The 20,249-nt window shown below is 75.2% G+C and carries 14 protein-coding genes; 4 read left to right on the top strand and 10 right to left on the bottom strand.

Features of this window, described 5'->3' with window-relative positions; all coding sequences use genetic code 11:
* Positions 1-3: 3 nt before the first annotated feature.
* Complete coding sequence (locus tag PH190_RS23535; RefSeq protein ID WP_274233964.1) at positions 4-4,932, bottom strand: Pls/PosA family non-ribosomal peptide synthetase; 4,929 nt, start codon at positions 4,930-4,932, stop codon at positions 4-6.
* 193 nt (positions 4,933-5,125) lie between these two features.
* Positions 5,126-5,734, bottom strand: coding sequence for a mycothiol-dependent nitroreductase Rv2466c family protein (locus tag PH190_RS23530; protein WP_274233963.1), 609 nt, complete (start codon positions 5,732-5,734; stop codon positions 5,126-5,128).
* Between the two features lie 100 nt (positions 5,735-5,834).
* Between PH190_RS23530 and pepN the strand changes: the two genes are divergently transcribed.
* Positions 5,835-8,396 (top strand): aminopeptidase N, encoded by a 2,562-nt coding sequence (gene pepN / locus PH190_RS23525; RefSeq protein WP_274233962.1) that lies wholly within the window; start codon positions 5,835-5,837, stop codon positions 8,394-8,396.
* Positions 8,397-8,485: 89 nt separating this feature from the next.
* Here the strand turns inward: pepN and PH190_RS23520 are convergent, their stop codons facing one another.
* The 4 genes from PH190_RS23520 to PH190_RS23505 form a co-directional block, all read right to left on the bottom strand.
* Positions 8,486-9,016 (bottom strand): DUF5130 family protein, encoded by a 531-nt coding sequence (locus PH190_RS23520; RefSeq protein ID WP_274233961.1) that lies wholly within the window; start codon positions 9,014-9,016, stop codon positions 8,486-8,488.
* The gene (gene ctaJ, locus PH190_RS23515; RefSeq protein WP_274234054.1) at positions 9,003-9,248 is read right to left on the bottom strand and encodes an aa3-type cytochrome oxidase subunit CtaJ; all 246 of its coding nucleotides are present in this window, start codon (positions 9,246-9,248) and stop codon (positions 9,003-9,005) included. Before ctaJ ends, PH190_RS23520 begins: the two co-directional genes overlap by 14 nt.
* Positions 9,249-9,310: 62 nt before the next feature.
* Positions 9,311-10,723, bottom strand: coding sequence for an amidase (locus PH190_RS23510; RefSeq protein ID WP_274233960.1), 1,413 nt, complete (start codon positions 10,721-10,723; stop codon positions 9,311-9,313).
* Between the two features lie 93 nt (positions 10,724-10,816).
* Complete coding sequence (locus tag PH190_RS23505) at positions 10,817-11,476, bottom strand: HNH endonuclease (RefSeq protein WP_274233959.1); 660 nt, start codon at positions 11,474-11,476, stop codon at positions 10,817-10,819.
* A 253-nt stretch (positions 11,477-11,729) separates the two neighbouring features.
* On the opposite strand from PH190_RS23505, the gene PH190_RS23500 reads away from it, so the two are divergent.
* From PH190_RS23500 to PH190_RS23490, 3 genes are read left to right on the top strand one after another with little or no spacing between them, the layout of a single operon-like run.
* On the top strand, positions 11,730-12,728 hold the full coding sequence (locus PH190_RS23500) for a mechanosensitive ion channel family protein (RefSeq protein ID WP_274234053.1): 999 nt from the start codon (positions 11,730-11,732) through the stop codon (positions 12,726-12,728).
* A 37-nt stretch (positions 12,729-12,765) separates the two neighbouring features.
* Positions 12,766-13,164 carry a globin gene (locus PH190_RS23495; protein ID WP_274233958.1) on the top strand — a complete coding sequence of 133 codons (399 nt, stop codon included), beginning with the start codon at positions 12,766-12,768 and terminating at the stop codon, positions 13,162-13,164.
* Positions 13,165-13,175: 11 nt separating this feature from the next.
* Positions 13,176-13,871 (top strand): dienelactone hydrolase family protein, encoded by a 696-nt coding sequence (locus tag PH190_RS23490; protein ID WP_274233957.1) that lies wholly within the window; start codon positions 13,176-13,178, stop codon positions 13,869-13,871.
* Between the two features lie 7 nt (positions 13,872-13,878).
* Here the strand turns inward: PH190_RS23490 and PH190_RS23485 are convergent, their stop codons facing one another.
* The 4 genes from PH190_RS23485 to PH190_RS23470 all read right to left on the bottom strand — a co-directional run.
* Positions 13,879-14,451 (bottom strand): DUF8010 domain-containing protein, encoded by a 573-nt coding sequence (locus tag PH190_RS23485; RefSeq protein WP_274233956.1) that lies wholly within the window; start codon positions 14,449-14,451, stop codon positions 13,879-13,881.
* Positions 14,448-14,891 carry an acyl-CoA thioesterase gene (locus PH190_RS23480; RefSeq protein ID WP_274233955.1) on the bottom strand — a complete coding sequence of 148 codons (444 nt, stop codon included), beginning with the start codon at positions 14,889-14,891 and terminating at the stop codon, positions 14,448-14,450. The genes PH190_RS23485 and PH190_RS23480 overlap by 4 nt, the downstream gene beginning before the upstream one ends.
* 30 nt (positions 14,892-14,921) lie before the next feature.
* On the bottom strand, positions 14,922-19,868 hold the full coding sequence (locus PH190_RS23475) for an NAD-glutamate dehydrogenase (RefSeq protein ID WP_274233954.1): 4,947 nt from the start codon (positions 19,866-19,868) through the stop codon (positions 14,922-14,924).
* Positions 19,869-20,019: 151 nt separating this feature from the next.
* The coding region (locus PH190_RS23470) for a hypothetical protein (protein ID WP_274233953.1) at positions 20,020-20,249 on the bottom strand (230 nt) is incomplete at its 5' end.

Below are 20,249 nucleotides of genomic sequence, written 5' to 3'. Positions count from 1 at the left end.
CGGTCAGTCGAGGCCTCGGGCGGGGTTGCCGCCCCACGACTCACCGGCCGGCACCTCCTCGCCCTTCATCAGGAACGTGTCGGGGGCGAGCTTGGCGTCATCGCCGATGGTCGTGCCGTAGTGCACGAAGGAGGCGACGCCGAGGGTGACGCGGGCGCCGATCGCCACGCGCTCGGACTTGAAGCCGCCGTCCTCCTGCGAGTGGCACTGGATAATGCAGCCCTCGCCGAGCGTGGCGTCGTCGCCGATGGTCGTGAACTCCTTCTCGGTGAGGTTGGCGCCGTCGTCGAACACCCGCGCGCCGACCCGGGCGCCGAGCAGGCGCCACACCAACGGCTTGAACGGCGTGCCGTTGAACATCTGCACCCAGTCGGGCGAGGGCACCTTCCAGTAGCGCTCGTGGCGCCAGAACGCGGGGTCGTAGATCGAGACACCGTCGGGTGCGTGCGTCTTGAGCCGCGACACAGACCGTTGGACCAGCACGAACCAGCCGACCAGCAGGACGATGCCGACCAGCTCGACGATCACGACCTCGGCCGGCCCCGCACGCAACGGCAGTGACGCGACCGCCACGACGCCCACGAGGGCCAGGTAGCCGAAGAGCCACCGCACGAGCAGGCGCAGGGCCATCGAGACGCCGTTGTCGAGGTTCTTGCGGCGCAGCGATGCGGCGAGCTCGGCGGGGTCCTCGACGTCGAGGGCGCTGTCGCGCGCGACCTTGCGCGGGATCTCGAAGCTCGGGGAGCCGAGCAGGCCGACGCCCTGCCGGACCTCTCCCTGCATCGGGATCTGCACCTTCGTCGCCAGCAGGCAGTCGTCGCCGGTCCGGCCCTGGGGTGGGTAGGCGATCTTGTTGCCGAGGAAGTTGTTCGCGCCGATCCTCGTCAGCGAGACGCGGAACGACGTCGCGGAGTACTCGGCGTTCATCACCGACAGGCCGTCGGCGACGACGGTGCCCTGCCCGACCGTGGTCAGGAACGGGTTCTCGTGCTGGACCGCCATCCCGAAGTTGGAGCCGGTCTGCACGAGCGGGCGGAGCTTGTAGCCGACGAGCACGAGGTAGTGGGCGATCGCGGAGCTGTCGCCGAACAGCTCGACGAAGGACTTGACGTTGGTGAACGTCCCGATCGCGCGGTGCAGCCAGTAGTGGACCCCGTAGAGGGGGTAGACGACGTCGGGGCGGACCCCGAGCGCGAGCAGCCGCGGCACGGTCGCGACCGTGACGAGGCCCAGGAGGATGGCACCGAAGTAGAGCGCTCCGCTGAGCGCGAGCAGCTGGAGGTGGAACACGCCGCTGAGCAGCACGCCGGGCGCGGGATCGAAGAGCGACGCGAACAGCGGCACCAGGGAGTAGAGCGCGCCCGCGATCGCGAGGGCGGCCGGCGAGGCCACCGCGAGGACGAACGCGAGGAGCACCGACGAGTAGACGACGCGGCGCACGCGGCTGCCGGGTGCAGGCGGCACGGCTGGGAGCGGGCCCTCGGTGCGACGGCCGGGCGAGCCGTGCCAGACCTCGCCCACCGGGATCGCCTGGCCCGCGTGCAGCGACGAGCTGTGGGCGAGCGAGGCGCCGTCACCGACGGCGGTCCGCACGTCGAGCACCGTCGCCTCGCCGACGAAGGCGCCCGCACCGATGCTGACCCCGCCGATCTCGATCCGGCCGTCGTGCGGGCGGTAGCAGGCGATGACGGACTGCTTCCGCACGAGGCTGCCGTCGCCGACGCTGAACAGGTCGGTGCACACCGGCACCTGGCCCGACAGGTACACGACGTCCCGGCCGACCTTCGCCCCGAGCGCGCGCAGGTAGAGCGTGAACGCGGGCGTCCCGGCGAACAGCACCATCGGGCTGGTGCGGACCAGGGTCTTGACCACCCAGAACCGCAGGTACGCGGGGCTCCACACGCGGAACGACCCGGGCTTCCAGCGCCCGATGAGCACCCACTTCGCGACGACCGGCAGCACGCTGAGCGCGACGAACCCGATGACGCCGACGAGCAGGGCCGCGAGGTAGCCCGCCACGATCCCGGTCGCCGTCGTGACCGCCTGGAACCCGTACGTGAGGATGACGGCGGCGAGATAGCTGTAGGCCAGCACGCACGCGAGCTGGGCCGCGCCGCACAGGACGAACGCCGCGGTGCCCGCGCGGGGCCCGGTGGGCTCCTCGGTCTCGGTCACCGAGGGGCCGGCGGGCCCGGACGGCGCCTTATCGGCGGCGCCGCCGAGGGCCTTCGTCAGGCTCGCGATGGTCGGGTTCGCGTAGATGTCGGGCATGCCGACCGACGGCAGGTCGTCGCGCTTGCGGGTCCGGGCGCAGAAGCGGGCCATGAGCAGCGAGTCGGCGCCCAGGTCGTCGAAGAAGTGGGCGTCGGGCGGCACGTCGGGGCGCTCGAGCACCTCGGCGAGCACACCGGCGAGCCCGGTGGTCGTTCGCGCGGCCCCGCCGGCGTCGGCCGGCTTCGCGGCGGGCGCGAGGGCCACGGCGAGCGAGGCGAGGGTCGGGTTCTGGTAGATGTCCTGCATCGCCGCCGACGGCAGGTCGGGGTGCTTGCGGATGCGCGCGCAGAAGCGGGCCATCAGCAGCGAGTCGGCGCCCAGGTCGTCGAAGAAGTTGCCGTCCTTCGGCACGTCCTGGCGGCCGAGGATCTCGACCAGGATCTCGCGCAGCAGCGCCTCGGTCGCGCCGGGCGCCGCGGCCGGGGCCGTGCTCGGCTTCGCCGGCGGAGTGCCGGGCTTCGCGGGCGGGGTGGCGGGCTTCGCGGGCGGGGCGGGGGCGGCCGCCGTGAACCCGGGACGGGCCGCCGGCGGACGCACGCCCGGCCCGGCGGGACCGCGGTGCGGCGGCGGACCGGGGCGGGTCGGTGGGGCGGGTCGGCCCGGGGCGCCGGGCGCGCCGGGTCGCGGGGGCGCGCCGTGGCGGGCGGGCGGCGCCGGTCGGCCGCCGGCGGGCGTCGGGGGGCCGGGGGCCGGCCGGTCGGGCGTCGCGGGGCCGGGGCTCGCCGGACCCGGGGCGCCCGGGCGGCGCCCGGGCGGGGCGGGCGGGGCCGACGGGCGCGCGACCGGCGGGCGGGGCGCGCTCGGGCGCAGGGCGGAAGGGGGTGTGGCCGCGGGCGGGGTGGCGGTGGGCTTGGCGGTGGGGGCGGCGCTGGGCGTGGCGGTGGGGGTGGCGCTGGGCTTGGCGGTGGGGGTGGCGGCGGGCGTGGCCCGGACCGCGGTCGTCGGCGCGTCGACGGAACTCGGTGCGGCGGTCGGTCCGGCGCTCGGTCCGGCGGTCGGCCGGCCGCCGGTCGGCCCTCCGTCGACCGGACGGTCGCCGCTCGGTCCGCCCTCGGCGGGGCGGTCGCCGCTCGGCGGGGCCTCGGTCGCTCCGGGGTCCGCGGTGGCCGTGCCCTCGCCGGTGGCCGTGCCCTCGCGAGGGGTCTCCTCGACAGCCGGCGCGGCCTCGCCGGCCTCGGCGACCTCGCCGGCCTCGTCGGGCAGCGTGTCCGGCAGCGACATCACGGTCGTGCGCCGCGACTGCCGCGGCCCGGAGCGCGGGGCCGGCCGCACCGCCGTCGGCGCGATCCGCTCCCCTCGACCCCCGGACCCGTCGAGCCGCGCGATCCGCTCGACGTCGCCGGCGGGCGTGACCCGGCCGAGGTCGCCGGTGCGGAACATCGTCCCGCCGCGGCCCGGCGCCGGCACGAACGCCTCGGCGCTGAGGTCCCGGCGCCCGACGTACCCGCGCCCGACCCCGACCCCGGTGACGCCGATCTCGCCGATCGCGCCCGGCGGCAGGAGCCGTCGCGGGTCGGCCGGGTCGGCGACCACGACGTCGTACCCGGGCAGCGGGCGCCAGAACCCCGTCGGCTGGTGGGGCGACACCTCGGCCCACAGGGCGGCGACCGTGGTCTCGGGCCCGCCGTGCAGGCCGACGATGCGCCGGCCGGGACGCTGCCAGCGGGCGAGGAGGTCGCGCGGGCGGTCGGGCCCGGTGAGCAGGAGCAACCGCAGGTCGGGCAGCGGCTCGTCGAGCCCGTCGAGGTCCTCGGCGTTCGCGCGGAGCACGGTGACGCGGTGCTCGCGGAGGTGACGTCCGAGGTCGGCGCCCCGCAGCCGCGGTCCCGGCGGCGCGGTGACGACGGCGGCCCCGGACGACCACGCGAGCCACGTCTCGAGGAGCGCGAGGTCGGAGCCCGCGCGGGTGTCGTGGTGGACCCGGTCGTCGGCCCCGAGGCGCAGGAGCCCGACCGCGGCGCGGAGGAACGCGGCGGCCGCGTCGTGTCCCACGGCCGTGGCGCGCAGGCCGCCTCGGGCCCCGGCGGCGTGGTCGGCGGCGTGCACCACCACGTAGGCCGGCATCCCGACGACCGAGCCGCGCTCGGCCTCGGTCAGCCGCTGGGCGTCCTCGTCGTCGACCCGGGAGCGGACCCGGTCGAGGTAGACCGCGTCGACGTCGGACTCGTCGAGCCGCGCCGCCGCCCCGGTCGTCGTGAGCACCACACCCGCACCCGCGGCCTCGAGCACGGCCACGAGCGCGGCGTCCGGGAGGCGGGCGTCGAGCGGGACCCAGACCGCACCGATCCGGGCCGTCGCGAGCTGGGCGACGAGGACGTCGGCGGGCCGGTCGAGCAGCAGCGCCACCCGGTCGCCGGCGGCGATCCGGCGTCGCCGCAGGTAGCGCGCCAGCCGCACGGCCGCGGTCTCGAGCGCGACGTACGACATCGGGCCGTCGGCGGTCTCGAGCGCGGTCTGCTGGGCCCGGCCGTGGCGCCGCAGCTCGTCACAGGTCCGCTCGGCGAGGCGGTCGATCCGCGCGTCGGCCGGGGCGGGCGCCGGCCCGGCGGCCGGCCCCGGGCCGGCGCTCGGGCGGCGTCGGGAGCCGGTCCACCGGCGCCGTGCCGCGGGCGCGTCGGGGCGCACCGCCGCGACGCCGTGCGGTGCACCGGCGACCATGGCGGCTCCCCCACGTCCGTGCGTGACCCACCGCGCGCGGTTGCGCGCGGGACCACGGCATCGTCACGCACCGACGTCGTCGTCGCCCAGAGTTATCACTCGAACGGACTACATCGGGGGCAGAATTTCCGGTCGTTCGGCGAGCTCGGCGCCGTGCCGATCACGGTCGGTCACGGCGCCGGAGCGCGGCCGGTCAGTCGAACGACAGCTCGGTGTCGCGCGTGCGCTTGAGCTCGTAGAAGTACTCGTAGCCCGCGAGGAGCTTGGCGCCGTCGAAGATCGTGCCGGCCTGCTCGCCCTTGGGGATGCGGGTCATGACGGGGCCGAAGTACGCCGAGCCCTCGACGTGGATCACCGGGGTGCCGACGTCCATGCCGACCGGGTCCATGCCCTCGTGGTGGCTCGTCTTCAGGGCGTCGTCGTACTCGTCGGTGTGCGCGGCCTGCGCGAGGGAGCTGTCGAGGCCGACGTCGTCGAGCGCCTTGGCGATGACGTCGTCGAAGTCCTTGTTGCCGTTGTTGTGGATCTCGGTGCCCATCGCGGTGTAGAGCGGGGCGAGGATGTCGTCGCCCTTCTGCTGCGCCGCGGCGATGCACACGCGGACCGGGCCCCACGCCTTCTTCATCATCTCGGCGTACTCCTCGGGCAGGTCCCGGCCCTCGTTGAGGACGGCGAGACTCATGACGTGCCAGTGCGTCTCGACGTCGCGCACCTTCTCGACCTCGAGCATCCAGCGCGAGGTGATCCAGGCGAACGGGCACAGCGGGTCGAACCAGAAGTCGACGCGGGTCTTCTCAGCCATGACGGTCGGGTTCCCTTCTCGGATGTCCTCACTCGGGCCAACCCCCGCGCAGGGACGTGGGATTCCCGGGCGCTCCCGTCCGGCGCCGTAGGGTGGCGCCGTGGCTGCCCCGAACCTGACCCGCACCGACGCGATCGCGCGCGCCGAGCTGCTCGACGTCGCGTCCTACGCGGTCGACCTGGACCTCACCGACGGGGCCGGCGCGCCCGGCGAGGCCACGTTCCGCACCACGACGACGGTGCGCTTCCGGGCCTCGGAGCCGGGCGCGTCGACGTGGATCGACTTCGTCGGCGCCGGCGTCCGGTCGGCGACCCTCAACGGCCGCGCGCTGGAGGTCGGCGACTACGACGAGGAGAAGGGCATCGGGCTGCCCGACCTCGCCGCCGAGAACGAGCTCGTGGTCGACGCCGACGGGCGCTACATGAACACCGGCGAGGGCCTGCACCGGTTCGTCGACCAGGTGGACGGCGGGGTCTACCTCTACAGCCAGTTCGAGACCGCGGACGCCAAGCGGATGTTCGCCTGCTTCGACCAGCCCGACCTCAAGGCCACGATCACCGTGACCGTCACCGCGTCGCCGGACTGGCAGGTCGTCTCCAACGGCGCCACCGAGGCCGTCTCCGACGCCGAGCACGGCGCGAAGCGTCACGCGTTCGCCACCACGCCGCCGATCTCGACCTACCTCGTCGCCCTGGTCGCGGGCCCGTACGCCCGGTGGGACGACACCTACACCGACGAGCACGGCACGATCCCGCTCGGCATCTTCTGCCGTGCGAGCCTCGCCGAGCACATGGACGCCGAGCGGCTGTTCACCGAGACCAAGCAGGGCTTCGGCTTCTACCACCGCAACTTCGGCGTGCCCTACCCCTTCGGCAAGTACGACCAGCTGTTCGTGCCGGAGTTCAACGCCGGCGCCATGGAGAACGTCGGGGCCGTGACGTTCCTCGAGGACTACGTCTTCCGCAGCCGCGTCACCCGCTACCTCTACGAGCGCCGGGCCGAGACCGTGCTGCACGAGATGGCGCACATGTGGTTCGGCGACCTCGTGACGATGCGCTGGTGGGACGACCTGTGGCTCAACGAGTCGTTCGCGACCTGGGCCAGCGTCGTCAGCCAGGCCGAGGCCACCGAGTACCGCAACGCGTGGACGACGTTCGCCAACGTCGAGAAGTCGTGGGCCTACCGCCAGGACCAGCTGCCCTCGACCCACCCCGTCGCCGCGGACATCCCCGACCTGCAGGCCGTCGAGGTCAACTTCGACGGCATCACCTACGCCAAGGGCGCGTCGGTGCTCAAGCAGCTGGTCAGCTACGTCGGGCAGGAGGAGTTCCTGTCCGGGCTGCGGCTGTACTTCTCGCGCCACGCCTACGACAACGCGACGTTCGACGACCTGCTGGGCGCCCTCACCGAGGCCTCCGGCCGCGACCTGTCGGGCTGGAGCGCGCAGTGGCTGCGCACCACCGGGCTGAACTCGCTCGCGCCGTCGTTCGCGGTCGGGGAGAACGGCCGGTACACGGCGTTCGAGGTGGTCCAGGGCGGGGCGCGGCCGGGCGCGGGCGAGCTGCGGACCCACCGCCTCGCGGTCGGCGTCTACGGTGACGACGGCTCCGGCAAGCTGGTCCGGCAGCACCGTGTGGAGCTCGACGTCGACGGCGACCGCACCGAGGTCCCGGAGCTGGTCGGGGTCGAGGCGGGCGCGCTCGTGCTCGTCAACGACGACGACCTCACCTACTGCACGATGCGTCTCGACGAGCGCTCGCTGACCACGCTGATCGACCGCATCGGCGACATCGCCGAGCCGCTGCCGCGCACCCTGTGCTGGTCGGCGGCCTGGGAGATGACCCGCGAGGCCGAGCTGCGCGCCCGCGACTTCGTCGCGCTGGTGACCGCGGGGCTCGCCGCCGAGCCCGAGGTCGGCGTCGTCCAGCGGCTCCTGCTGCAGGCCCAGACCGCGCTCGCCTCGTACGCCGAGCCGGGCTGGGCGGTCGCCGACGGGTGGCCGACGTTCGTCGCGCGCCTGCTCGAGCTCGCCCACGCCGACCCGGGCTCGGACCACCAGCTCGCGATCGTCAACGCGCTCGCGGGGTCGGTGCTCACCGCCGAGGCGCTCGACACCATCGCCGGCTGGCGGGACGGGACCGCGCCGCTCGAGGGCCTCACCGTCGACACCGACCTGCGCTGGCGACTCCTGCACGCCCTCGTCGCGCACGGTGCCGCGGGCGAGGCCGAGATCGACGCCGAGTACGAGCGCGACAACACCGCCACGGGGCGCCGCATGGCCGAGCGGGGCCGCGCGCTCCTCCCGACGCCGGAGGCCAAGGCGGAGGCCTGGCGCCGCGCCGTCGAGGACGACACCCTGCCGAACGCGATCAACGCCGCGATCATCATGGGCTTCTCGCACCCGGCGCAGCAGGCGCTGCTCACCGACTACGTCGGGAAGTACTTCGCGGTCGTCGACGACGTCTGGGCCCGCCGGTCGTCCGAGCAGGCCCAGCCGATGGTGCAGGGGCTCTTCCCGTCCTGGGCCGTGGAGCAGGCGACGGTCGACGCCGCCGACGCCTGGCTCGCCGACGAGCACCCGCCGGCCCTGCGCCGCCTGGTCACCGAGGGCCGCGCCGGCGTCGTCCGGGCCCTCGCCGCCCGGGAGTTCGACCGCGGCTGAGGCCCGACCCAGGACGAACGAACGCGCCGTTCGCTGCGCTAGAAGCAGCGAACGGCGCGTTCGTCCCAAAGGAGGGTGGGCCGGACGGCCTAGTGGTGCGCGTGTCCCGCCTGGTCGGCGAGCATCGTGATGCCCTCGACCATGCCGCCGACGAGGTCGGACTCCTTGAACGACGCGACCATGCTCATCACCGCGAGCTTGGCGCCGCGGTCGTCGATGCGCCGGCCCGACTCGGCGCCGGTGACGACCTCGACGACCCGCTCGCCCGGCGACACGGCCACGACGACGGCCTCGGCGGCGTGGTCGGCCAGCGACGCGTGCAGCTCCTCGGCGCGCTCCCGCGACCGGGTGCCGAGCGCACCGACGTAGAGCGTGAACAGCAGCCCGGTCTCGCGGCTGGCGAGCGTGAGCGCCTCGTCCAGACGCGAGAGCTGCGAGGACGAGAACGGGGTGCGCGAGTCCTCGGCGAGCACGTCGCTCGCCTCGGAGATGCGCCCGGAGGCGGTGGAGACGCGCGCCTGACCGACGACCGGGTCCTCGAGGACGCCGGGCCCGCGGTTCAGCCGGGTGGTCTGGCCGGGCGCGTCCTGGCCGGCCGGGACGACCTCACCACGTGCCACGAGCGCCTCCTCGGGCGGTGTGCTCGGCGGCCGGGCTCGCGGGCACGGCCTCGACGGTCGGCCCGGTGACGCCCGAGCCTCGGGGGTTGCCCATCCACCACAGCGGCTCGTGGTCCCACGCGTCACCCGAGCGGTAGCGGGTGCCGCGCGACGACGGGCGGATGAGGGTCATGGCCGCGATCAGGCCGATGCCCCCGAGCGAGGTCACCCCGTAGAGCAGGAACGTGGTCATCGGGCTCACGCGCAGCACCGTAGTGGATGCCGTCGACGACGTCCCGTCGTAGGAGGATTCGCTCACCCCTCGGGCGGACGGCGGTCCCTCCACGGCCGCGCGGCCTCGAGCTCCGCGGCGAGCCCGAGCAGCACGTCCTCCTCCCCGCGGCGCCCGCGCAGCGCGGTCCCGATCGGCAGCCCGTCGGACCAGCAGACCGGCAGGGAGATCGCGGGCTCGCCGGTGAGGTTCGCGATCGCGGTCCACGGCGTGAAGGCGATCTGGCGGGCGAAGTCGTCGGCGGGGTCGCCCCCGGCGGTGAACCAGCCGACGGGGCGCGGGGGCAGCGCGACGGTCGGGGTGAGCACGGCGTCGTAGCCCGCCCGCTCGGCGACGAGGCGGCGGGTCACCACCTGCACCGTGTGCAGCGCCCCCATCGCCGCCGCGCCGCCGTACTCGCGGCCACGGGCACGCAGGTACCGGGTCAGCGGCAGCAGGCGGGGCTCGTCGACGGGGTCGACGGGGTCGCCGAGCGAGAGCACCTGCCAGAGCGTGAGGAACGCCGCCACGCCCTCGTCGGGCAGGCGGACCCGCACGGGTTCGACGTCGTGCCCGAGGTCCTCGAGCAGGGCGCCGACCTCCTCGGCGGCCGCCCGGCAGGCGGGGTCGACGACGACGTCGTGGCCGTCGATCGGCGGGTCGACGGCGAGCGCGATCCGGCGGCGTCCCACCGGCCGCGCCAGGGCGCCGAGGTAGCCGCCGGCGGGCGGGGCCGCGGGCACGAACGGCTCCCCCGCCGACGGGCGCGCCACGGCGTCGAGCAGGGCGGCGGCGTCGGCGACGGTGCGTGCGAGCGGGCCGTGCACCGACAGCCCCGCCGGGTCGCCGCCCGCCGGGCCCGCCGGCACGCGCCCGCGTGTGGTCTTCAGCCCGACGAGCCCGCACACCGCGGCCGGGATGCGGATCGAGCCGCCGCCGTCCGTGCCGTGCGCGACGGGCAGCACGCCCGCGGCGACCGCGGCCGCCGCCCCGCCCGACGATCCGCCCGCCGACCGCGTCCGGTCCCACGGCGTGACGGCCGGCGGCGCCCCGGCGGGCTCGGTGTAGCAGGGCAGCCCGAACTCGGGCACGGCCGTCTTGCCGATGCTGATCGTGCCGGCCTCGCGGAGCAGCCCGACGACCTCGTCGTCGCGGTCGGGGACCCAGCCGTCGTAGATCACCGAGCCGCGGCGGGTCGGCACGCCGGCGGTCGCCGTGAGGTCCTTGACGGCGGTCGGGACGCCGGCGAGCGGACCGGCGCCGGCCACGCCCGCCCGGTCCAGCGCGCGCGCCGCGTCGCGGGCGCGCTCGGGCGTGAGCAGCGCGAACGCCCCGAGCTCCGGGCCCAGCCGTTCGGCGCGCGCGAGGGCGGCGTCGACGGCGTCGAGGGCCGTGATGTCGCCGCGCCGGATCGCCGCGGCCGCCTCGAGGGCGGTCAGCTCGTGGAGATCGCTCACGGTTGCCCCATGCTGCCGCACGCACGGCGCACGCGTCGTGTCACCGACGCACCGTCGTCGACACCACATATCTCGATCATCGAGCGGACGACGTCAGGCGGCCGTCTCCCCCAGGTACGGCAGCCACAGGGGATCGGCGTCGACGAGCCCGGCGAGCAGGCGCCAGTGCCGCCCGCGGGGCGCGGTGGGCATGGTGCGCAGCGGCCAGCCGAGCTCGGCGAGCAGTTTGTCGGCCTTGCGGTGGTTGCACCGCGCGCAGCAGGCCACGCAGTTCTCCCACGTGTGCGTGCCGCCACGGCTGCGGGGCACGACGTGGTCGATGGTCTCGGCGCGGCCGCCGCAGTACGCGCAGCGGAAGCGGTCGCGGTGCATGAGGGCGGCCCGCGTCAGCGGCACCCGCGCCCGGTAGGGCACGCGGACGTACGCGACGAGCCGGATGACGGACGGGACCTCGACGGCGTCGGTGGCCGAGTGCAGGACGAGCCCGGCGGCGTCGCCGTGGACCACCTCGGCCTTGCCGCAGACCAGCAGCACGATCGCGCGTCGCAGGGGCAGCGCGGTGAGGGGCTCGAAGGTGGCGTTGAGGAGCAGGACCCGGCGGCGGCCCCACGGCGGCGACGGCGGCGGGGCGGGGGGATCGTCCGGGGAGACGGGAAGAGGGGGAGCGACGGTGAGCTCGGGGACGGGATCGGGAGGGTCGGACGCGCGGTAGGGCGCGGTGGTGGGCGAGACCTCGCTGACCAGCGGAGTCACGCTGCCGGGTTGTCGTTCGTGCACACGACCACCTCCCGGAGAAGTTGGCCTAGTCGACCACACAACCGGCCCGATCGCACGCGTGTTCTCACCGTCCGCATCGGCGCGTCATCCCCGCGTCACCGGTGGGTCGCCGGGGCCGGGAGGCGTCGGGACGCGACGACCTCGTGCTCTACCGTCGGGTGACGTGACCGTGCCGCCGCCGACCCCGCCACCGGCCACCCCCGCGCCGGAGCCCGACTTCTCGTCGCCGCTGTCCGCGATCCCGTCGACGCCGCCCGCCTGCGCCTCCGACCAGGGCTCGCTGTGCGAGCGGGTCTACCGGTTGACGCAGACCGACTGGCTCTCGCGCTCCGCCGACGAGCTGTTCTCCCACCTCGTCGTCGTGCTGCTCATCATCGTCGTGGCCGTGGTGCTGCGGCACATGGTGCACCGCGCGATCAGGCGCCTGACCAGCGGCGCCGGTCAGGGACGCGTGCCCACGCTGCTGCGCCCCCTGCGCGACCGGGCCGTGCGCACGCTCAAGGACGCCGCCCCGCTCATGGTCGAGCGGCGCACCCAGCGCGCCCAGGCGATCGGGTCGGTGCTGCGGTCGTTCTCGACGATGCTGATCTACGGCGTCGCGTTCGTGCTGATCCTGGGCGAGTTCGGGGTCAACCTCGCCCCGATCATCGCCTCGGCCGGCATCGTCGGTGTCGCGATCGGGTTCGGCGCGCAGAACCTCGTCCGCGACTTCCTGTCCGGCATCTTCATGATGCTCGAGGACCAGTACGGCGTCGGCGACGTCGTCGACCTCGGCGAGGCGACCGGCACCGTCGAGGCCGTGGGCCTGCGGGTGACCACGCTGCGCGACATTGCCGGCACCGTCTGGTACGTGCGCAACGGCGAGGTGCTGCGCGTCGGCAACTCCAGCCAGGGCTACTCGGTGGCCGTCGTCGACATCCCCGTCGGGCACACCACCGACGTCGACGACGCCCTCGAGATCGCCGAGCGCGCCGCCAACGCCGAGTGCGCGGAGCCGAAGATCGCGAGCAAGGTGATCGCGCCGCCGGAGATGCTCGGCGTCCAGTCCGTGACCGCCGAGGGCGTGCTCCTGCGTCTGACGATCAAGACCCGGCCCGGCGAGCAGTGGGCCGTGCAGCGCGCGGTCGCCGCCGAGGTCAAGACGCAGCTCGACGTCGCGGGCGTCCCGGCGCCGTTCCCCTTCGCCGGGCGCCCCGGCGTCGCGGGTCCGGGCACCCCGGCGGTGTGACGCCACCCGTGTCGACCGGATCTGGGATCGTGGCGGGGTGAGCGCACCACAGCCGGGTCGACCGGACACGTTCTACGAGGCCGTGGGCGGGCACGAGACGTTCGTGGCGATCGTGCACCGCTTCTACGAGCAGGTCGCCGACGACCCCGTCCTGCGTCCCCTCTACCCCGAGGAGGACCTGGGGCCCGCCGAGCAGCGATTGCTGATGTTCCTCGAGCAGTACTGGGGCGGCCCGCAGACCTACTCGCACCAGCGCGGACACCCGCGCCTGCGCATGCGGCACGGGCCGTTCCCGATCGGGCCGCTCGAGCGCGACGCGTGGCTGCGCTGCATGCGCGTCGCCGTCGACGAGGCCGACCTGCCCGAGGAGCGGCGCCGCCAGATGTGGGAGTACTTCGAGATGGCGGCGACGAGCATGATGAACAAGGCCTGGTAGACACCGCGATCATGACCGACAACCCGCTGCAGAACGTCAGCTTCCCCTCGGGCGGACGGACGGCGCACGGCTACCTCGCGCTGCCCGAGTCGGGCGCGGGCCCCGGGGTGATCGTGATCCAGGAGTGGTGGGGACTGACCAGCCACATCGCCGACGTCACCAACCGGCTCGCCGCCGAGGGCTTCGTCGCGCTGGCCCCCGACCTCTACGGCGGGGCCACCACGCACGACACCGAGGAGGCGGGCCGGCTCATGCAGCAGCTGCCCGTCGACCGGGCCGCCACCGACCTCGCCGGCGCCGTCGACTTCCTGCTCGACCACGAGGCCGTCGTCGGGCGCAGGGTCGGCGCCGTCGGGTTCTGCATGGGCGGCGGGTTCGTGCTGGTCCTGGCCGCGCAACAGGGCGACAGGATCGGTGCCGCCGTGCCGTTCTACGGGGTGCTGGGCGAGGACTACCCGAGCTTCGCGAACCTCTCCGCGCCGCTGCTCGGGCACTTCGGCGAGCAGGACGAGATGGCCGGCCCCGAGGCCGTGAAGCGGCTCGCCGACCGGATCGAGTCCGAGGCCGGCCGACGCCCCGACTTCCGCCTCTACCCCGCCGGTCACGCGTTCTTCAACGACGAGGACCCCCTCGGCACCTACGACCCCGACCAGGCCCGTATCGCCTGGCACGCGACGCTGGACTTCCTGCGGGCCAACCTGCGCTGAGCCGGCGTCAGACCAGGACGGTGAGGGCCGGGCGGCGGTGGCGGACGATCGCCGCCGCGCCCACCTCGAGGCGCAGCCACGCCCCGTCCCCGGACAGCGCCACCGGCACCGGCCCGCCGTCCTCCGGCCACCCCATCCCCGCGACGGCGACGACGCAGCGCGCCGGCACCCGCACCCCGCCGCCCTCCCACACCGGCTGGTCCAGCCGCGACGGGTCGGCGCGGGCCACCACGGCGTCGACCTCCTCGGGCGCGAGGTGCCCGATCACCTCCCACGCGACGTCGCCGGGCAGGTCACCGCGCCAGCGGTCGTCCACCGCCGCTCCGGGGTCGAGCTCGGGGGCGTCGACCACCGAGAGCGCCGCGAGCAGGTCCGACGCCACCACCGTCACGTCGGCCGGGGTGACCGAGCCGGGCGCGCCGGTGGTCACGAGCACCCCGAACGGCGTGCCCGCCCACAGCGCCACCGCACCGTCGGTGTCGCGCAGCCGCACCACCGCCGCGGGGTCGAGCCGCACGACGCGGCCGGCGACGTCGGCGAGCGCAGCCCGGTCCGCCGCGGCCGGGATCGCCAGGGTCACGCGGCCCGGCCGTCCTCGGTGTAGCCGGCCAGGAACTCGCGCTCCTCCGCCGTCAGGCGCCGCGGGCGCGCGGTGGCGAGCTCGTAGGGCACGAGCTGCGTGGTGGCGGTGACGGCCGGCTTGGCCTCGTCCCACGCACCCTCGCCGTCGGGCAGCAGCAGCCGGTACGCGACGCGGAACGACGCCGCCCGCACGTCCTGCGCGGTCATCGCCACGCGCACGCCCGCGGGCGTCCACGGGATCGGTCGGCGGTAGGCGACGTCGAGCGCGGCGACCAGCAGCCCGGCCTCGAACGCCGCGACCCCGGCGCGGGTCGCGGCGTCGAAGAGCAGCCCGGTGCGGGCGTCCTCGAGCAGCGTCACCACGCGGGCGTGGTTGACGTGCCCGTAGGCGTCCTGGTCGGACCAGCGGACGGCGACGTCGGCGACGTAGGGGGCCACGCGGCTGTTCTCTCCCGATTCGGTGTGTGCTCAGCGGACCATGCTGCGGATCTGGCGCGCGGCGACCGACACCGTCGCGAGGTCCGCGTGCCCGACCTTCGCGATCTCGGCGAGCGCCGAGCGGGCCCGCATCAGGCGCGACGCGTTCGCCTGCTCCCAGTGCTCGATCTTCTCGTCCGCCGACTCCTCCGGCCCCGTGTCGGCGAGCACGTCCAGCGTGATCGCGCGCAGCGACGAGTACAGCTCGTCGCGCAGGGACAGCCGCGCGAGCGCGTGCCACCGGTCGGAGCGCTCGAGGCCGGCGACGGCCGTGAGCAGGGCGTCGAGCCCGAGGTGCTCGGAGAGCGCGTAGTAGAGCTCGGCGACGGCGAGCAGCTCGTCGTCGGTGACCTCGCCGTCGTCGGCGATCAGCCCGCCCCGCTCGCGCTCGGCGTACTCGGCGATCTCCACGACGTCGAGCAGCCCGAACGCGTAGAGCCCGCCCACGGCCCGGCGGGCGAGGTCGACCGGCGCGCCCGCGTCGACGAAGGCCTGCGTGCGGTGCGCGAGCCCCTCGGCCTCGCGGCCGCGCAGGAGCTCGGGCACCCGGGGCGCCAGCGGGCCGACCCACGGCGAGAACCGGGCGACCTCCGCGCCCACCGCCAGCGGCTGCGGGCGGTGGGTGAGGAACCAGCGCGCGACCCGGTCGAGCTGGCGACGTGCGGCGAGGGTGAGCCGGTCGGCGATCAGCGTCGAGAGCGTCTGCTCCCCCGCCGCGATGTCGTCGGCGAGCACGTCGAGCCCGAACACGGTGGTCGCGACGTGGTAGGCGCGCGCCGCGTCGCCCGCGGTGGCGGCCGCCTCCTGCGCGAGCCGGTGCACGAACGTCAGCCCGCCGCCGTCGACCACGGCGTTCGACAGCATCGTCGTCACGATCTGGCGGCGCAGCGGGTGCGCGGCGACGGCGTCGGGGAAGCGCTCGGCGAGCACCGACGGGAAGTAGGACGGCAGGCGGCGGGTGAACACCTCGAGGTCGGGCACCTCGGACGCCGCGAGGGCGTCGGTGAGGTCGAGCTTGACGTGGGCCATGAGCGTCGACAGCTCGGGGCTCGACAGGCCCTCCCCCGCCGCACGCCGGGCCGCGAACTCCTCGGCGTCGGGCAGCACGTCGAGCTCGCGGTCGAGCCGGCCGCGCTCCTCGAGGTCGTCGACCAGCGCCTCGTGCACGTGCGCCATCCCCGCCGCGTGCGACCGGGAGACGCCCAGCACCTCGTTCTGGCTGACGTTGTCGGCGAGCACCAGCTCGGCGACGTCGTCGGTGGTCGCCGCGATCTGCTCGTCGCGCTCGGCGGGCGCGAGCTCGCCGCGCTCGACCAGCGAGTCCAGCAAGATCTTGATGTTGACCTCGTGGTCGGAGCAGTCGACGCCGGCGCTGTTGTCGATCGCGTCGGTGTTGACCTTGCCGCCGCGGCGGGCGTACTCGATGCGCCCGCGCTGCGTCAGACCGAGGTTGCCGCCCTCGCCGACCACGGCCACCCGCAGCTCGTCACCGTCGACCCGCACGGCGTCGTTGCCCTTGTCGCCGACGTCGGCGTGGGTCTCGGTGGACGCCTTCACGTAGGTCCCGATCCCGCCGTTCCACAGCAGGTCCGCGGGCGCGCGCAGGATCGCGCGCACCAACGTCGGCGGCTCGACCTCGCCGGGGTCGATGCCCAGCACCTCCGCGGCGCGCGGGGACACCGGGATCGCCTTCATCGTGCGCGGGTAGACGCCGCCGCCCGCGCTGACGAGGGACTCGTCGTAGTCCGCCCACGACGAGCGCGCCAGCTCGAACAGCCGGCGCCGCTCGGCGTACGAGACGGCCGGGTCCGGGTCGGGGTCGAGGAAGACGTGGCGGTGGTCGAACGCCGCGACGATCCGCAGGTGCTCGGAGAGCAGCATGCCGTTGCCGAACACGTCGCCGGACATGTCGCCGACGCCGACCACGGTGATCTCGTCGTGGGCGAGGTCGCGGCCGAGCTCGCGGAAGTGGCGCCGGACGCTCTCCCACGCGCCGCGGGCCGTGATGCCCATGGCCTTGTGGTCGTAGCCCACCGACCCGCCGGACGCGAACGCGTCGCCCAGCCAGAACCCGTACTCGGTGGCGACCGCGTTCGCGAGGTCGGAGAACGTCGCCGTCCCCTTGTCCGCGGCCACCACGAGGTACGGGTCGTCGCCGTCGTAGCGCACGACGTCGGCGGGCGTGCGGATCGCCGACTGCGCCGCGTGCCCCGCCCGGTCGTCGACGAGGTCGAGCAGGCCGGAGACGAACATGCGGTAGCAGGCGACGCCCTCGGCCCGGGCGGCGTCGCGGTCGGTGGCGGCGTCGCCGGTGGGGGCCGGCGGGCGCTTCACGACGAACCCGCCCTTGGCGCCCACGGGCACGATGACCGCGTTCTTCACCGCCTGCGCCTTGACCAGGCCGAGGATCTCGGTGCGGTAGTCCTGCAGGCGGTCCGACCAGCGCAATCCGCCGCGGGCGATCGCGCCGAAGCGCAGGTGCACGCCCTCGACGCGGTTGGAGTGCACGAACGTCTCGACCGCGGGCACCGGCTCCGGCACGCCCGGCACCTGCGCGGGGTCGAGCTTGAGCGCGAGGAACGGGCGCGGCGCGCCGTCCGCGTCGCGGCGGAAGAAGTTGGTGCGCAGCGTCGCGCGGACCACGCCGAGCAGGGAGCGCAGGATCCGGTCCGCGTCGAGGCTGGTGACCTCGGCGATCGCGGCGGTGACCCGCGCGTCGACCTCGGCCACCCGCCGGTCCCGCTCCTCGTCGCCCAGCGCGGGGTCGAAGCGGGCCTCGAACAGCTCGACCAGGGCGACGGCGACGTCGCGGTGCGCGCCGACGACGTCGGTGATGTAGCTCTGCCCGTAGGCGCTGCCGACCTGTCGCAGGTAGCGCGAGAAGGCCCGCAGCGTCGCGGCCTGCCGCCACGTCAGCCCGGCACGCAGGACCAGCGCGTTGAAGCCGTCGGCGCCGGCGAGCCCGGTCCACACCGCGTCGAAGGCCTCGGCGAACCGCTCGGTGAGGTCGTGCTCGGTGCCCGGCGGCACCGTCTCGGCGTCCCCGAGACGCAGGCCGAAGTCGTTGATCCAGCACGCGACGCCGTCGCTGCGCGTGACGCCGTAGGGCCGCTCGTCGACGACGACCACGCCCAGCGACTGCAGCGCCGGCAGCACCGACGACAGCGTCGCCCGGCGGCCCGCGAGGTAGAGCTTGAGGCGCCGGTCGCCGGCGTCGGGCGAGTCCGGCCGGTAGAGCCGCACGGCGGTGTCGCGGCCGTCCGCGGGGTCGTCCTCGTCCGTGCGCGGCGTGAGCGCCTCGAGGACCCGCAGGTCCAGCAGGCCGCGGTCCGGGCCGAAGTCCTCCTTGTACGCCTCCGCGAACGGCTCACCGATGGCGGCGATGGCCGCGCGCTCCTCGCCGGTGGCCAGCTCGCGCAGGCGGTCGGCCCAGGTGCGCGCGGCCTCGGCGAGGTCGTCGGTGAGCGCCTCGAGGTCAGGCGTCACCGGCTCCTCGCGCCCGGTGTGCACCGTGACGTGCAGCAGCGCCAGCTGGTCCTCGGTCACGCGCGCGGTGTGCTCGATGTCGGTGCCGCGCAGGTCGCGGGTGAGGACCTCCTGCATCCGCAGCCGCGCCGCCGTCGTGTAGCGGTCGCGCGGGAGGTAGATCATGCAGGAGAAGTAGCGGCCGTACGGGTCGCGGCGCAGGAACAGCCGCACCCGGCGCCGCTCGGCGAGGTCGAGCACGCCGGTGGCCGTGGCCTCGAGCGAGGCGCGGTCGGTGCAGAGCAGCTCGGCGCGCGGGTAGGTCTGGAGCACCTCGAGCAGCCGCTGGCCCGACCACGAGTCGACGGGCAGGCCGGTCTCGGCGACGACCTCCTGCACGCGCCGCGACACCACGGGGATGCCCAGCACGTCGGCGTGCCGGGCGGCGACGGTGAGGATGCCGAGGAAGCGGTGCTCGCCGACCAGCCGGCCCTCGGCGTCGAAGATGCTCACGCCGACGTAGAGCGGGTGCTCGGGGCGGTGGACCGTCGAGCGGGCACTGGCGCGCGTCAGCACGAGCAGCCGGCGCGGTGCGGCGGTCCCCGCGGTGCCGGCGGGGCTCACGCTGTCCGGGCTCGCCGTGAGGGTGCGCGCGACGAGGCTGTCGCGGCGCAGGACACCCAGGCCGGTGGCGAGGACGCCGCGCAGCGCGGGCCCGTCCGGGGTGTCGACGAGCTCCTGGCGCCGGTAGCCGAGCATGATCAGGTTGCCCTGCGCGAACCAGCGCAGCAGCGCGACCGTGTCCGCGACCTCCGTGCCGCCGCCGTGACCGTCGAGCTCGTCGGCGAGCGCCCGGGCCGTCGACACCATCCGGTCGCCGTCCTCGACGACCTCCCGGACGTCGGTGAGCACCCCCGAGAGCCGCGCGTGCAGGTCGGCGGCCAGGTCGCGCGCGGGGTCGGAGCCGGGCAGGTCGCCCAGCTCGATGTTCATCCACGACTCGGCGACCGTCCCGGGCGGGGGCGCGGCGGCGTCGGCGAGCGGGAGGATGTCGAGCAGCTCCCCGCGCACGTCACGACGGACGACGATCACCGGGTGCACCACGCGGTGCACGCTCGCGCCCGTGCGGTCGAGCTCGGCGAGCACCGAGTCGATGAGGAACGGCATGTCGTCGGTGACGACGAGCACCGAGATGCGCCCCTCGGAGCCCGGGGTGTCGAGCACCGCGGTCACCGGCTTGCCCGGCACCCGCAGCCGCGCGAGGCTGCGGTGCGCGCGCACCGTCGCGAGTGCGTCCTCGGGCTCGGCGACGAGCTCGCCCTCGGGGACGCGATCGAAGTACGTGACGGCGAGCTCGCCGAGCGCCGAGTCGGGCGGGTCCTGCGACGCGGCGACCGCGCGGAGGGCCCCGCGATCCGCCGGCCAGCCGGTGCGGGTGCCGGCCGCGGCCGTCGTGCTCGTGGTCGACGTCATGCCGCGTCCGCCGGTGCCGGGGACCGGCGGGCTGCCGCCCGCCCGGCCCGGGGTGCGTCGCTGTGCGTCCGGGCGTCCACGGCGGCCCACCCTAACGCTGCCCGGCGGGTGCGCCGCGGCCCGGAGGACGGCCCGGCGGCCGCGGCGACGGTCACCGGCGCGCTCGGCGGTCGTCGGCGGGAGCGGCCTGACCCGGGTCCGCGGAGTGGTAGGCGTCCATGGCGTCGGCGAGCAGATCGGCCAGGCGGGGCCCGGAGTCGTCGGCGCGCCGGGCCGTCGGGACCCCGGTGCGCGGGCGCGGGCCCGGGCGGTCGTCGGTGCGGCGCGGCGGCGCGGGACCGCCCGCCGGGCCGTCGGGGCGGGCCTCGACCTGCGTGGTCG

This window comes from Actinomycetospora straminea (genome assembly GCF_028737255.1).
Classification (GTDB): Bacteria; Actinomycetota; Actinomycetes; order Mycobacteriales; family Pseudonocardiaceae; genus Actinomycetospora; species Actinomycetospora straminea.
Note: the sequence above shows the minus strand (reverse complement) of the source record. Positions and strands in the feature narration are given on the sequence as shown.